The sequence below is a fragment of the Marinovum sp. genome (genome assembly GCF_034669705.1).
Taxonomy (GTDB): domain Bacteria; phylum Pseudomonadota; class Alphaproteobacteria; order Rhodobacterales; family Rhodobacteraceae; genus Marinovum.
In genome coordinates this window covers 25232-39647 of record NZ_JAXMOR010000020.1, presented here as the reverse complement: position 1 = coordinate 39647, position 14416 = coordinate 25232, and the positions used below count along the sequence as shown (strand labels likewise).

General features: G+C 64.7%; 12 protein-coding genes. All 12 read right to left on the bottom strand.

What is annotated here, in order from left to right:
• Positions 1–117 precede the first annotated feature (117 nt).
• The 12 genes from katG to VOI27_RS14495 all read right to left on the bottom strand — a co-directional run bounded on the left by katG (position 118) and on the right by VOI27_RS14495 (position 14074).
• On the bottom strand, positions 118–2328 hold the full coding sequence (katG, locus tag VOI27_RS14550; protein WP_323766084.1) for a catalase/peroxidase HPI: 2211 nt from the start codon (positions 2326–2328) through the stop codon (positions 118–120).
• A gap of 74 nt (positions 2329–2402) precedes the next feature.
• A complete protein-coding gene (locus tag VOI27_RS14545; protein ID WP_323766083.1) occupies positions 2403–3974 on the bottom strand; it encodes a GMC family oxidoreductase in 1572 nt (523 codons plus the stop codon).
• A 13-nt stretch (positions 3975–3987) separates the two neighbouring features.
• Positions 3988–4512, bottom strand: coding sequence for a twin-arginine translocation signal domain-containing protein (locus VOI27_RS14540; protein WP_323766082.1), 525 nt, complete (start codon positions 4510–4512; stop codon positions 3988–3990).
• Positions 4513–4547: 35 nt separating this feature from the next.
• Positions 4548–4943, bottom strand: a complete 396-nt coding sequence (locus tag VOI27_RS14535) for a VOC family protein (RefSeq protein WP_323766081.1) — start codon at positions 4941–4943, stop codon at positions 4548–4550.
• A 102-nt stretch (positions 4944–5045) separates the two neighbouring features.
• Positions 5046–6089, bottom strand: coding sequence for an NAD(P)-dependent alcohol dehydrogenase (locus tag VOI27_RS14530; RefSeq protein ID WP_323766080.1), 1044 nt, complete (start codon positions 6087–6089; stop codon positions 5046–5048).
• Positions 6090–6143: 54 nt separating this feature from the next.
• Entirely contained in the window at positions 6144–7775 is a 1632-nt protein-coding gene (locus tag VOI27_RS14525; protein ID WP_323766079.1) for a molecular chaperone GroEL, read from the bottom strand.
• Between the two features lie 66 nt (positions 7776–7841).
• Positions 7842–8645, bottom strand: a complete 804-nt coding sequence (locus tag VOI27_RS14520) for an iron-sulfur cluster assembly protein (protein ID WP_323766078.1) — start codon at positions 8643–8645, stop codon at positions 7842–7844.
• 4 nt (positions 8646–8649) lie between these two features.
• Positions 8650–9675, bottom strand: a complete 1026-nt coding sequence (locus tag VOI27_RS14515) for an amidohydrolase family protein (protein ID WP_323766077.1) — start codon at positions 9673–9675, stop codon at positions 8650–8652.
• A gap of 94 nt (positions 9676–9769) precedes the next feature.
• Positions 9770–10144, bottom strand: a complete 375-nt coding sequence (locus VOI27_RS14510) for an MmoB/DmpM family protein (RefSeq protein WP_323766076.1) — start codon at positions 10142–10144, stop codon at positions 9770–9772.
• 21 nt (positions 10145–10165) lie between these two features.
• Positions 10166–11227 carry an aromatic/alkene monooxygenase hydroxylase subunit beta gene (locus VOI27_RS14505; RefSeq protein ID WP_323766075.1) on the bottom strand — a complete coding sequence of 354 codons (1062 nt, stop codon included), beginning with the start codon at positions 11225–11227 and terminating at the stop codon, positions 10166–10168.
• Positions 11228–11274: 47 nt separating this feature from the next.
• On the bottom strand, positions 11275–12333 hold the full coding sequence (locus VOI27_RS14500) for a 2Fe-2S iron-sulfur cluster binding domain-containing protein (protein WP_323766074.1): 1059 nt from the start codon (positions 12331–12333) through the stop codon (positions 11275–11277).
• Between the two features lie 76 nt (positions 12334–12409).
• A complete protein-coding gene (locus VOI27_RS14495; protein ID WP_323766073.1) occupies positions 12410–14074 on the bottom strand; it encodes an aromatic/alkene/methane monooxygenase hydroxylase/oxygenase subunit alpha in 1665 nt (554 codons plus the stop codon).
• Positions 14075–14416: the final 342 nt, after the last annotated feature.

Genomic DNA, 14416 nt, shown 5'->3' with positions numbered 1-14416 from the left:
CGCCGGCAAAGTCTTTCAGGGCCGCAGGACAGAGCGTCCTGCGGGTCGACCCCCCGGGCCGCAGGCGGGCCCGGGGGCGGATGTTCTACGCTCCGCCTGCCGAAGACGGCCCCGGCGTCAGCCGAGGTCGAAACGGTCGGCCATCATCACTTTGGTCCAGGCGGCGACGAAATCGGCCAGAAAGAGCGCCTCGTTGCCGCGGCCGGCATATACCTCGGCCAGCGCCCTGAGCTGCGAGTTGGACCCAAAGACCAGATCGACCCGCGAGGCGCTCCATGTCTTGGCGCCGCTGGCGCGGTCGCACCCGTCGAACAGCCGCTCCGCACCGTTGACCGGCAACCACTCGGTCTCCATGTCGAGGATGTTGGTGAAGAAATCGGTGTTGAGCGTCCCCGGACATTCGGTCAGCACCCCGGTCCCGGTCTGCTGGTGGGTCGCGCCGATGCTGCGCAATCCGCCGACCAGCGCCGTCATCTCCGGTGCCGAAAGCCCCAGAAGCTGCGCCTTGTCGATCAGCAGCGCTTCGGCAGGCACCGTGTAGGCGCCCTTTTCGTAGTTGCGGAAACCATCGGCGATAGGCTCCATCGGCTCGAAGGACTCTGCGTCGGTCTGGTCTTGCGTGGCATCGGTGCGTCCCGGGGTGAAGGGCACCTCGATCTCATGACCGGCAGCCTTGGCCGCCGCCTCGATCCCGGCGTTGCCCGCCAGCACGATGACATCGGCCAGCGACACCCGCGTGCCGTCCGAGGCCCCGCCATTGAAGGCCGCGACGATGCCCGAAAGCACATCCAGCACGCGGTGCAGGCGCGCGGGATCGTTGGCGTCCCAGTCCTTCTGCGGTGCCAGCCGGATGCGCGCGCCGTTGGCGCCGCCACGCCTGTCCGAGCCGCGGAAGGTCGCGGCCGAGGCCCAGGCCACCCAGACGCAATCGGCCACCGACAGGCCGGAGCCGAGGATCTCGTCCTTCAGCGTCGCCGCGTCCTTGCCGTCGATCAGCGGATGATCAACCGGCGGCACCGGGTCCTGCCAGATCAGCTCTTCGTCCGGCACCTCCTTGCCCAGGTAGCAGGCCTTCGGCCCCATGTCGCGGTGGGTCAGCTTGAACCAGGCGCGGGCGAAGGCCTCGGCAAACTGGTCGGGATTCTCGTAGAACCGCTTCGAGATCGCGCCGTAGGTCGGGTCCATGCGCATCGCCATGTCGGCGGTGGTCATCATCACCGGCACCTTGGCCACCGAGCCGTCGACCTGCGGCGCATGATCGTCCTCGGTCAGCCCCTTGGCATGCCAGATATGCGCACCGGCCGGCGATTTGGTCAGGTCCCAGTCATAGCCGAAGAGCACGTCGAAATAGCCATTGTCCCATTGCGTCGGGTTCGCCGTCCAGGGCCCCTCGATGCCCGAGGTGGTGGTGTCGACGCCGCGGCCGGTCTTGTGGGTGTTCTTCCAGCCGAAGCCCATGTCGTGGAGCGGGCAGCCCTCGGGCTCGGCGCCGACCAGAGCCGGGTCCCCTGCCCCGTGCGCCTTGCCGAAGGTGTGACCACCGGCGACCAGCGCCACCGTCTCTTCGTCGTTCATCGCCATGCGGCCAAAGGTGTCGCGGATGTCACGCGCCGAGGCCAGAGGGTCAGGCACGCCGTCCGGGCCTTCGGGGTTGACGTAGATCAGACCCATCTGCACCGCGGCCAGCGGGTTCTCGAGTTCGCGGTCGCCGGAATAGCGGCTGTCGGGCTGGTCGGAGGTCGCCAGCCATTCCGCTTCCGCGCCCCAGTAGACGTCCTCTTCGGCCGCCCAGATGTCTTCGCGGCCGCCACCGAAGCCAAATGTCCTGCCGCCCATGCTCTCGATGGCGACGTTTCCGGCAAGGATCATCAGGTCGGCCCAGGAGAGCGCGTTGCCGTATTTCTCCTTGATCGGCCAGAGCAGCCGCCGCGCCTTGTCGAGGTTGCCGTTGTCGGGCCAGGAATTCAGCGGTGCAAAGCGCTGGTTGCCGGTCGAGGCACCGCCACGCCCGTCGGCGGTGCGGTAGGTGCCCGCCGAATGCCAGGCCATGCGGATGAAGAACGGGCCGTAGTGGCCATAATCGGCGGGCCACCAGTCCTTGCTGTCGGTCATCAGAGCGGTCAGATCGGCCTTCACCGCGTCGAGATCGAGCGCCTTGAAGGCTTCGGCGTAATCGAACCCCTCGGGCATCGGGTTCGCCGACGGAGGGTGCTGGTGCAGCACCGACAGGTTGAGCTGGTTCGGCCACCAGTCGCGGTTCGTCCGTCCCTTGGTGGTGCCGTGCATGACCGGGCATCCGCCCGTCTGCCGCATGTCGTTTCCGTCCATGGTCTTGTCCCTTGTGTTCTTGAGAATATCCCCGGCCGCCCACCCTCACGGACGACCGGGAAATGCCTGTCCGGTCAGATGTTCTGCCGGTTCATTTCCGCCGCGATGAAATCCGCCTGCCGGATCGCCAGCGCCACGATGGTCAGCGTCGGGTTTTCCGCCGCGCCGGTGGTGAACTGGCTGCCGTCAGAGACGAAGAGGTTGGCGATGTCGTGGCTCTGACCATGCGCATTCACCACCCCGTCGCGGGCATTTGCTGACATCCTGTTGGTGCCGAGGTTGTGTGTCGACGGATAGGGCGGCGTCGGAAAGGTCCGCGTCGCGCCCACCGCGTCATAGAGCGCCATGCCCTGCCGGTAGGCGTGATCGCGCATCGCGACGTCGTTGGGGTGATCGTCGAAATGGACGTCAGCCACCGGCAGCCCGTGCTGGTCGGTCACCGCGTGATTGAGCGTGATGCGGTTGGTCTCCTGCGGCATGTCCTCGCCGACGATCCACAGGCCCGCCATGTTCTCGTAGTGATCGAGCGCGGTTGTGAACTCGCGTCCCCAGCCGCCGGGATCGAGAAAGGCCGCCATGAAGGGCAGGCCAAGTGCCAAGGTCTCCAGCTCATAGCCGCCGACGAAGCCGCGGTCGGGGGCGTGCCTCGCCTCGTCCTGGATGATGCCGGCCATGGTGGTGCCGCGCCACATCCTGACCGGCTGGTCGAAGGTGGCGTAGACCGAGCCGGTGACATGCCGCATGTAGTTGCGCCCCACCTGCCCCGAGCTGTTGGCAAGCCCGTCGGAAAACATCGCCGAGGCCGAGTTGAGCAGCAGCCGCGGGCTTTCGATCGAATTGCCGGCGACACAGACCACGCGGGCCTTCTGTTCCTGCTGGTTGCCGTCTGCATCGACATAGACGACACCGGTGACTTTGCCCTGCTGGTCGTGCTCGATCCGCAGCACATGCGCGCGCTCGCGCACCTCGAGATTGCCGGTCGCCTCGCCACGCGGGATGTCGGTATAGGCCGCCGACCACTTGGCGCCCCACTTGCAGCCCTGGAAGCAGAAGCCGGTCTGCTGGCAGGCGGGGCGTTCGTCGTAATCGGCCGAGTTGATCGCCATGCGGCCGGTGTGCACCTCTTCGTAGCCCAGCGCCTGAGCACCCTTTTCGAAGACCTTGAAGTTGTTGTTGCCGGGCAGGCCGGCGCGATCCCCGGTGCGGGTCACGCCTAGCTTGGTTTCGGCCTTGGTGTAGTAGTCGTCCATCTCGCGCGGGTCGATCGGCCAGTCGAGCAGGTTGGCGCCTTGGACCTCGCCGTAGGTGGTTTTGGCTTTCCACTCGTGATCCTGAAACCGCAGCGAGGCGCCGGCCCAGTGGGTGGTGGTGCCGCCCACCGCCTTGACGATCCATGCAGGCAGGCCCGAGAAGTCTTTCGCCACCCGCCAGTCGCCGCTGGTGGTGCGGGCGTCGGTCCAGGCAAGTTGGCCGAAGCTCTCCCACTCGTCGTTGATGTAATCCTCGGGCAGATAGCGCCCGCCGGCCTCAAGCGCGACGACGCTCACGCCCTTCTGCGCCAGCTCGTTGGCCAGCACGCCGCCGCCGGCGCCGGTGCCGATTACCACGACGACGCTGTTGTCATTCAAATCAAACGGTGCAGTCATTGCTCAAGCCCCCTCAAAGCCAGTTGATGTCGTCGAAACCGCGGTACAGGTAACCGCCTTCGGAGAAGCTCTCGCCCTCGTAGCCGAAGATCGGCCAGACGGCCTTCTGGTTATAAAGACCGGTCACCAATCCGCCGCGGATCTGCTGGAAGAAGGCGCTGTTTTCCATGCCGCGCAGCAGGTCCACGCGGTCGCGTTCCCAGCCGACATCGATATAGCGCGCATAGCCGATGCCCTGCGCGGCGGCGTTCAGCGCGGCGATCCCGGCCTCGATGGCGGGAGCGGCTTCGGCGCTGTCATAGCCCTTGACGGCCACGGCGTAGAACTCATCGGACACCTGGTCATGCGGATAGATGTCGCGCGCCATCTGGATCAGCGTCGCCATGGTTTCGGGCTGAAGATGCTGCACCTCCAGCGCCCAGTTGGCGGCCTCGGCCTTGCCGGCCACGAAGCCCGCGCCGATGACGAAGCCCGCGCCGGCCATCGCCCCCTGCGACAGCAACTGGCGGCGGGTGATGCCTTGCTTGCGAAATGTCATGATGTCCTCCCTGATATTTTTGGCCTGAGGTGAAATTACTGGAAGCGCCCGGCCCGCTGCAGGACCTCGATGTCGTAGCCGTCGGGGTCCTTGACGAAGAAGAACCGGGCGAGGCTACGGCCCTCGTGCTGGAAATCGACCAGCTTGCGCGGGTTCAGGCCGGCGTCTTCGAACCGCGCATGTTCGGCCGCCACATCGGCGACGCTGAAGGCCAGATGGCCGTAGCCATTGCCCAGGTCATAGGGCGCTTCGGTGCCCTTGTTGATGGTCAGCTCCAGCTCGAAGGCGGTCTCTGCGTTCGACAGGTAGACCAGCGTGAAATCGTCGAATTCGATCCGGTCGGCGACCTCGAGCCCGAAGGCCGCGCGGTAGAAGGCCACCGAGCGCGCCTCATCAAGCACGCGGATCATGGAATGGATGGCTTTGGCCATGGCACACCTCGGTTTATTGGATGGGCCCTGCGGCCGGTACGGGAAGGACGACGGCCGCAGGGCGGAGCGCCGGGCTGGCGCTCCGGGGAGCCGGGCGGCGGATCAAGGTACGATCACGCCCCGCCCGGTGAACTTGCGATCCTTGAAGTCGGAAATCGCCTGGTTGATGTTGGCGAGGCTGTACTCGGTCTGATGCATCTTGACCTTGCCGTCGGCGTTCATCTCCATCAGCTCGACCAGCTCGACGAAATCGCCCACGAGGGAGCCGCCGATCTTGATCTCGTTGGCGACCAGCTCCAGCGTCGGCACGCGCACCTCGCCACCGTAGCCCACCATGATCAGCTCGCCGCCCTGTCGCAGCAGCTTCCAGCAGATGTTCTCGGTGCCGTGCTCGCCGACGAAGTCGATCGCCACATGCGCGCCGCCGCCGGTCAGGTCCTTGACCTCGTCGATCAGGTTCGGCCCGCCATCGAGCACGATGTCCGCGCCGAGATCCTTCGCCAGCGCCTGCGCGGCCGGTTCGCGGTCGACCGCGATTACCCGCGCGCCGCAGGTATGCTTGAGCACCTGAAGCGCGATGTGGCCCAGTCCGCCGATGCCAAGAAGCAGCACGTAGCCGCCGGGGTTGAGCAGCTTTGCGGCCTTCTTGGCAGCGCGGTAGGCGGTGATGCCGGCATCGGCCATCGGCGCCACTTCCAGCGGCGTGATGCCGGTGTTCAGCTTGATGATCGACCGCTCGTTGGTCTTGAAGTACTCGGCAAAGCCGCCGTCGAGGCCAAGGCCGGGGAACTTGCCGTGATCGCAATACATGTCATGGCCGTAGCGGCAGCTCAGGCAGATGCCGCAGGCGTTGAACGGGTGGCAGATCACCGCGTCGCCGGGCTTGACCGAGGTGACATTGCTGCCCACGTCCTCGACCCAGCCGGCGTTCTCGTGGCCCATGACATAGGGCAACAGGTTGCTTTCTGTGTCCATGATGTCCTTCCAGACACCTTCGATGATGTGCAGGTCGGTGCGGCAGAGGCCTGCCGCGCCGACCTTGACGATCACCTCGTCGGGGGCTGCGATCGTGGGGGGGAGCACGTCCTCGATCTTCAGCTCCACGTTCATCGCGGGATCGTATTCGTAAAGTCTCGCTGCTTTCATCGTCTCATTCCTTTGCTCTGGTTGCGCCGGCCCCGACGGACCGGCGCGAGATGGTCAGGCGCGGCCCAGAAGCTCGGCGCCGCCGCCGCGGGCGGGGCCTTCGGTCGGGTCGGCCTCGCCTTCCGCCAGATCGCCGACAAGGGTTTCCGTGGTCAGGATCAGCGTCGCGACCGAGGCCGCGTTGACCAAGGCGCTGGCCGGCACCCGGGCGGGATCGATGATGCCCGCTTCGTACATGTCGCCGAAGCTGCCGGTGGCGGCGTTGTAGCCGTGGCCGGCCGCACCCTCGGACACCTCCTTGGCGATGGCTGCCACGTCGGCCCCGGCATTTCGGGCGATGCGCCGCAGCGGTTCGGTGAGGATCGAGCGCACCAGCTGGATGCCCTTGGCCACGTCGCCCAGCGCGTCCAGCGTATCGAGGCAGTCGGCGATCTGCGCCAGCGCCGTGCCGCCGCCGGCGACCACGCCATCCTCGGCAGCCGCCTGCACCGCGCAGAGCGCGTCTTCGATCAGCTGGATGGTGCGCTTCTGCTCGACCGGCGTGAAGCCGCCGGCATAGATGATCGCGCTGCCGCCGGTCAGCTTGGAAAGCCGCTCGCGCAGCTTGTCCTTGTCGATGTTGGGCGGCGCGTTGTCATGCTGGCGCTGCACCTGATTGCGGCGGGCCGTGATCGCGTCCGGGTCGCCCTCGCCGCGCAGGATCGAGGTGCCGGAGGCGTGCGCGCGCACCATCTCGCAGCCGCCGAGCTGCGCGCGGGTGACGTTCTCGATCTTCTTGCCGAGGTCGCGGGCGAGCACCTGGCCGCCGGTGAGGATCGCCAGGTCGTCCATCATCGCAGTGCGCCAATGGCCGTATTCCGGCGGATGCACGATCAGGAACTTGCCGGCCCCGCCATTGTCGAGCAGCTTGACCACCACGTCCGGCGCGATCTCCTCGGCGATGATCAGCAGCGGCCGGCCTTCTTCCTCGGCGATGGCAATCGCCGGGTCGAGCAGCTCTGGCTTGAGGATCTTCTGATCGGTCATCAGGATCAGCGGCTTGCGCAGCACCGCTTCCATGTTCTCGCGGTCGGTGACCATGTGGTGCGAGATGTAGCCACGCTCGAAGGACATGCCCTCGACCACCTCCATGGTGGTCTCGATGGTGACGCCGAAATCGGCCGAGATCACGCCGTCGCGGCCCACCCGGCGAAAGGCTTCGGCGACCAGTTCGCCCAGCTTGGGGTCGGTGGAGGACACCCGCGCCACGGCCTCGAGGTATTCCGGATGGTCGTCGCAGCTCTTCGACGAGGCATCGATGGCGGCGACCACGCGCGAGACCGCAAGGTCGATGCCCTTGCAGAGGTCCACCGGCTTGACGCCATTGTCGGTCAGGTCGACGCCGCGCTGGATCAGGGCGTTGGCCAGAACGATCGCGGTGGTGGTGCCGTCGCCGGCCACGTCGTTGGTCTGCATCGAGACCTCGCGGACCACCTGCGCGCCCATGTTCTCGAACCGGTCATTGAGCTCGATCTCGCAGGCGATGGAGACGCCGTCGCGGGTGACCAGCGGCGTGCCGACCGGCCGGTCGACCATCGCGTTCAGCCCCTTCGGACCGAGGGTGGGTTCCACCGCCGCCGCGAGCCGCGCCACGCCGCGGGCCAGGCAATTGCGGGCGGTCTTGCCGTGTACCATGAGTTTAGCCATATCTTCCTCCTGCGCCGCCGCGGATGCGGGGCGTCCTCCCTGTGAATTTCACCTGATGCCAGCCTGTCAGCCGGCGGTCGCGCCATCCTCGCGGGGCGGCACCCGCCCGGCGATGAAGTCGATCAGCTGCGGCCCCTCGGGCCCGATCTCGACCTCCTTGTAGCGGGTCTTGGCGAGCCCCCGGCACAGCGCGCCGTTGAACTCCATGTTGATCCGGGTGCTGCGCAGCTTCGCGAGATGGTCGCTCAGTGCCTGCGTCTCGATCTCGTCGCCGTCCCAGGTCGGGAAGGCGAGATCGGCCGGCTCCGTGGCCAGTCCCTGCGCCGCCAGCAGTTCGAGGTAGCGCGGCAATTGCCGCAGCTCCTCTTCGCCGGTGAAATCGACCCGGCGCAACTGGCCCAGCGTCATCGCGACGATCTCTTCGGCGCGGTGCCCCATGGCCTGGAGGCCCAAGAGCACCGTCTCCTGCCGCCGGTCGTAGGCCTTTGCGAGGAAGGTATCGACCACCTCGTCAAGCCGGGCCCCGTCGCAGTACTCCGCGAAGATGCTCTGGAATTCGCGGCCGCTGTTGACGCCCTCATTGACCTTGTCGCCGAAGCAGTGATCGTTGAGCTGCACCTCGGCCGCGGTCACCCAGGGCAGTGCCATCACCTCGCGGCGAATGCCGAAGGCCATGAGAAAGGCAAAGTTGGGCGAGCACCAGTAGGTGGGGAGGCGAAACGCCACCCGCACCTGTCCGGCCTCGGTCACCTGAACCTCTTCGACAAAGCCCATGTCGGTGATCGGCTCGTCGAGTTCGGGGTCGGTCACGCCGTCAAGACGCTCCCAGACCTCGAGCTCCAGCTCCTTTTGCAGGGTTGCTACCAGCATCGGTCTACTCCGCCGCGATCTGCACGGGAGACCCGGCGAGTTGCGCCTTTTTGGCCGCGACGTCGATGTCGTAGAGCCTGGCCGCGTTCAGACCGAGGATCTTCTCCTTGATCTCGTCGGTCAGCTGCACGCCGCCGCGCTCGGCCGAGATGTCCTCGGGGATCTGGTAGTCCATGAACTTCTCGACCAGCCACTTCGGCGTCCAGATGGCGTAATCCGAGCCGAACAGGATCTTGTCCTCCCCGACCCACCACAGCAGCTCCGCCATGACCTCGCCGAAATAGCGCGGGCGCGAGTGGATGAAGGGCATCGCCACGGCAAGACCGGCATAGACGTTGGTCTCCTGCGTCGCGATCCAGCAGAAATCATCCAGCCGCGGCAGACCGCAATGCTCGACGATCCAGTTGAGGTTCTGGAAGTCGGTGGCGGCGTAATCCACGTCATCGACGCTGAAGGCGTCCTTCGACAGCGGGATGATCGTCGGGCCCTTGTGGACGTGGATATTCTTGATGCCCAGCTTGTCGCAGAGCTCGAAGCACTTGTAGGCGGCGGGATCGTTCAGCGCCCAGCCCTTGCTGTCGCCGTTCCACTCCGCGGTGTACATCTTCACGCCGGAGATGTCGTAGGTCTCCTTCATGTAGTGGATGTACTCCAGCGCCTTCTCGCCGTCGCGGGGATCGAAGCTGCCGTTGACGATGAAGCGCTCGGGATGGCGCTTGGCCATCTCGTTCGAGCGTTCCAGGCAGCCGAAGCCGTTCTTGTAGAAGTCGCTCAGAACCGTGGTCTGGATGATCGCCATGTCGTTGGGCCCGTCGACGAACAGGTCGCGATAGATGTCATTCTCGGTCTGCTTGTCGAACTTCGCCTTTTCCCACAGTTCTTCCGGCGGGCTGAGGTTGGTGTGGTAGGCATAGAAGCAGTCGATGAACTGCTTGCCGTGCACGTTGCGCTGGTTCTCGGGGCTGCCGTCCCAGAAGTGGGTGTGGCCGTCGAGCACGAAGATCTCTTTTCCGTCCTTGGTCGTGTACATTTTGTCCCTCCCTTGCGTGTGGCTGAGTTGTCTGCGGCTCCGGGGCCGGGGGTGTCTGGCCCCGGAGCCTGTCATCTGAGGCGCGGGGGGCCGATCAGATGAATTCCATGACCTCGTTCATGTCGCCGAACAGGATCACGGTGTCGTCGTCGATCCGCACCATCCGGCCGTAGTGGGTGGAGGTGTTGACCTCGAAGGTCTCGGCGGTCATCTCGCGGCCGAGGTACTCGGTGATCTCGTCCATCTTGAAGATCAGCTTGCCCTCGCCGTCGATGCGGATGGTGGCCGGATTGTAGGTCACCGTCACCTTGGGGTCGTTCTCTTCCATGAACTCGGCGATGGCGCGGGCCTCGACGCTGTCGTTCATGGTGACGCCGCACTGGTGCGAGACCTCGCGCGAGGTCAGGTCGATGTCCTTCATCGACTTGAAGATGTTCTGGTTGGACGCATTGCGCGCTACGGTGGACATATCTCTATTCCTTTCAGAAGGTTATTCGAGCCCCAGCTCGCCGACGATCCGGTCAAGGCGTTCTTTCGAGACGGCTTTGACATCTTCGAAGGAGACCGGCTTGGAATGCGGCTGCGACCAGATCGGCTGCAGCGCGGCGGCGGCCTTCTCGGCCAGGTCCCCATGCTTGGCGAGCCACGACTTGAAGAGCGCGCGGTTGTGGGCGCCGTGCTCTTCCTCGTGGGCCAGCAGGTAGATCAGGTCGACGGTATTGGCGAGGTTGCGCTCATAGTCGGCCTCGGCGGCCGAGATCACCGGCGGGGTGATGAAGTCGTTGTTGGCCGCCGCCGCCTGCATGAAGAAGCCCGAGCGGATCAGCTCGCCCACGAGCGGCTCGAAGACGATGTTGATGGCGAAATACTGCTCGAGATAATCCTCCGAGCCCATGATCGTCTCGATCGCCTCGCGGCAGGGCTGCCACATCGGATCTTCCAGCCAGGTGGTCTTGCCGAGCTCGTCGTTCCAGCCGTCGATGTCCATGCCGATCTCGGCAAGGTAGAGCGTGATGTCCTGGGTCAGGCGCATCTTGTAGGACGAGTTGGTCAACGTGGCGTTGTTGATCATCTGGGTGTAGCCATAGCGCTGCGCCTGCATGAGCGAGGTGCCAAGGCCGAACTCCGCATGTTTCCATGCGCCAAGGTGTTTTTGCAGGACGGTCTGCCAGGCCTTGTCAAAGACCTTGTGCGCGCCGGCCTTGCGGGCGTTGGCGATCACCGCCTGCACCATGGTCTCGATCTTCGACTGGCGCTGGTAGTGGGTGCGCTCCCACTCCTGATCGGGCGCGCGGAAGGCGTGCCAGTTCGACGACAGCGCCGCGGTGCTGCCCTTCTGGTAGGCGCCACCGCCCTTGCCGCCCTCGAACTCGATGATCCAGTTCTGGATCAGGTAGCGTTCGGGATCGGGTTGCACGTCGACGGTGACGTCCTCGTAATGTGTCGCGCGTTTGCCGCGCGGCTCGAAGTAATTGTACTTGCGGCTTTTCGAACCGGCGAATTGCGCCGCGCCGGCAGCGCCGGATCCGACTGAGCTTGATGTTGCTGGCATGGGTGCCTCCCTTGGGTTTGGTTCACGTCACTAGCGTTCGGCCCGTCTCAGTGGGCCGAAGAACCGGAAGTGGGGGTGAACTTGTCGAAGAAGATGCGGTCGGTGTCGAAGTCGTGCATGAAGAGCACCGGGGTCAGCGCGTCGATCATCGGCGGCGGACCGCAGGCATAGACATCGCCGTCGCCGTCGATCCCCAGCTCCTTCAGGTGGCTGTCGACATATTCGTGCACGAAGCCCCGCGCGCCCTGCCAGTCACCCGCCTCGTCTTCGTGGCTCAGAACCGGGATGAACTGGACGTTGGGGTTGGCCTCGGTGATCGCCTTGATCTCGTCGAGCTTGAACAGATCGGCCTGCGAGCGGGCGCCATAGTAGAAATAGACCGGCCGGTCCTCGCCGCTGGCGACGTGATCGTTGAGGATCGACCAGACCGGCGACATGCCCGAGCCCGCGCCGACCAGGATCACCGGTCCCGATCGCTCTTCGCGTCGGAAGCACATCCCGTAGGGTCCTTCGACGCTGACCTCTGCTCCGGCCTTGATGCCGCCGTCGTCGAGCTCGTTGCTGAATCGTCCGTCGGGGTACTTCTTGATGATGAAGCCGAGTTTCTGGGCTTCGCTCGGCGGATTTGCCATGGAGAACGAGCGTGTAATCTCCTCCCCTTCTTCGGTTTTGACGGTGATGTCGACATATTGGCCCGCCCAGAATTTCAAAGGCGCATCCAGTTCGATCTGGACCCCGCGAATGTCATGGGTGAGTTTCTGGAAATCGGTGATCCTGCCCGAGAACTGCTTGACAGGGATCGATTTCGACAGCACCTCCTCGTCGAAATTGAGCAGCTCGATGTCGACGTCGCTGAGCGCCAGCGACCGGCACATCAGGATGTGGCCTCCCTCCTTCTCCATGTCGCTCAGCGCGAAGGTCGAGTATTTCTCCATCTCGGTCTCGCCGTCGAGCTGAACGCATTTGCAGGCCGAGCACTGCCCCTCCTTGCAGCCGTGCGGCAGGGCGATGCCCTGGCGGAACGCGGCATCGAGGATGTATTCGCCGTCCTCGACCTCGAATTCCACACCGACCGGTTCCAATCGGACGTTGTATATGTCCGTCATCGTGTCCTCCCTTTCATCGGTGCGCCCTGTGGCGCGCCGGGGTGCGGGGGCCGGGCGCGGCCCCCGCGATTGGTGATCAGTTGCAGGGATTGATGGTGAAGCCCGCCTGGTACTCGGCGATATGCGCCGCCCGGTCGGTCTCGTTCATGCCGCGCAGCATGTTCAGCGGCGACCGCAGGGTGTGGCCGCGGACGTGTTCCAGCTTCCACATTTCCTTGTCGTCGAAGCGCAGGTGCGGCTGGGCGGTCAGGGTCTCGCCGTCGTCGCGGACGAAGTTGAGGTCCTTGATCGCATCCGCGAGATCCCAGCCGTCGTAGACACTTTCCCACTCGCGCTTGCCCGAGAACTTGCCCATCGCAGGCGTCGGCCGGCCCTGATATTCGTCGGCAAAGGCTTCCACGGCCGTCCAGCGATCCAGCTCATGCGCAAATGTGTGCAACTCGCCGTCGATCTCGTCGACCACCATGTCCTCACGGATCAGGCAGGGCACGAGGCAGGACCAGCAGCGGTGCGGATAGACATAGCCGGTGTCCTGGTTGAAGGTGACGACGGTCTCGCCCGGCTTGCTGAGCTTGGCGTACCATTTCCAGAACTCGCCGAACTCGGCGTACCAGCCCGGGTACTTGTGCTCGAACCACTCGAAGTCCTTCTCGGTCTGCGCCTCGATGCGCCAGAAGTTGACCGGCCAGCCGACGGCAAAGAACTGCGCGACCTTGTGGACGTAGTTTTTCTCAGTGATCCGCTTCCAGGCTTCCTGCACGTCGTCGTGGTGCACCTTCACGCCGTATTTCTCGAGCGGCAGCATGTAGGTCCGGTAGTAGTCCTCGAAGATCCAGCGGTGCCACATCTCCGCGTAGGATTCCTTTTCCTTGTCGCGGTTGGTGGTGCCGTATTCGATGAACGTCCCGATCGCTGCGTCCACGATCGCGTGGTTCTGCCAGAAGGCATAGCGCAGGTCGCGTTCCAGAAGCAGGTGGTTCTCCGGCTCTTTCAGCGCCGCCATCAGCAGCGAGTGACCATTGCCGATGTGGCGGCTTTCATCCGACTGCACCGACAGGAACACCGTGGGCAGCGCATAGTCGCCGTTGCGGGCGGCTTCCGAGGGCATGGCCACGAAGAGCGTGTTGGTGAAGGCGGTTTCCGCGACCACGGTCAGGTACATGCAGGCGGCGGTCATGGTGTCGCCGGTGATGAACCCCTCGCCGAACTGGCGGCCGATGGTGGTGGCATAGCACTTGCCGAAGGCTTCTTCGGTGATGTCGAAGCCGGCCGGGTCGATGTAGTTCTCCATGTACCATTTCTTGAGGTTCATCTGGATCGTGGAGTGGCGGAATTCATCGACCATCTGCATGGTGAAGCCGGTGCGCAGGTCCTCGCCCGGCGACAGGCGCGCCACCATGGCCATCGACCGCGCGGCCGAGATCTCGGGAAACGGAATGATCGCGAGGAACAGCTTCATCCACTCGATCCAGCGCGGTTCGACGTTGCGGAACATGTCGCCGCGAAGGGCCGCGTCGAGCGCGCCGTAGACCCGGTTGTCCTTTTCCTCTTCCATCGGGAAGTAGGAGCGCAGGACCTGTTTCATCGGGTCGCGCGGGGCCTTGGTGATCTTGTAGTCGGTGGGGAAGGTGCTGGCTTCCTGAACGTAGGACGGGTTCCATCCCAGGTCGGAGATCTTCTTGGTGGCCTCCCCAACCGAGATACCCCGTTGCGACGTGATCTTGTTAAGCGTCAAAGTCATGCCATGAGCCTCCTTACAGCTCTGCGGCCGGTCGCCCGGCCTGTTGGCGGCTTTTGCCGTTTCGTTTGAGCGCCTCGCGGCGCCGGTTCTCGGCAAAGGTTGCCGGGGTCGCCCCCTGTCCTTCGTTCTTCGAGCCGCCCGGTGTGGCGAGCGCCGCGTCTTGTGCCTTTCTTGTGGCAAGGCAGGTTCCAGAATTGGGGCTGGGGCGAAGAAACGGCGTCGGTGTCGCGTTAACAAACTGTTTACGTTTAATATTTTCTGATGGAAAAAGTTGCGCCGCAAACTAGGGCCGGGTCTGTAACGCCGTCGCCTGATGCGGATCGTTGCGGAACGTTACACTCT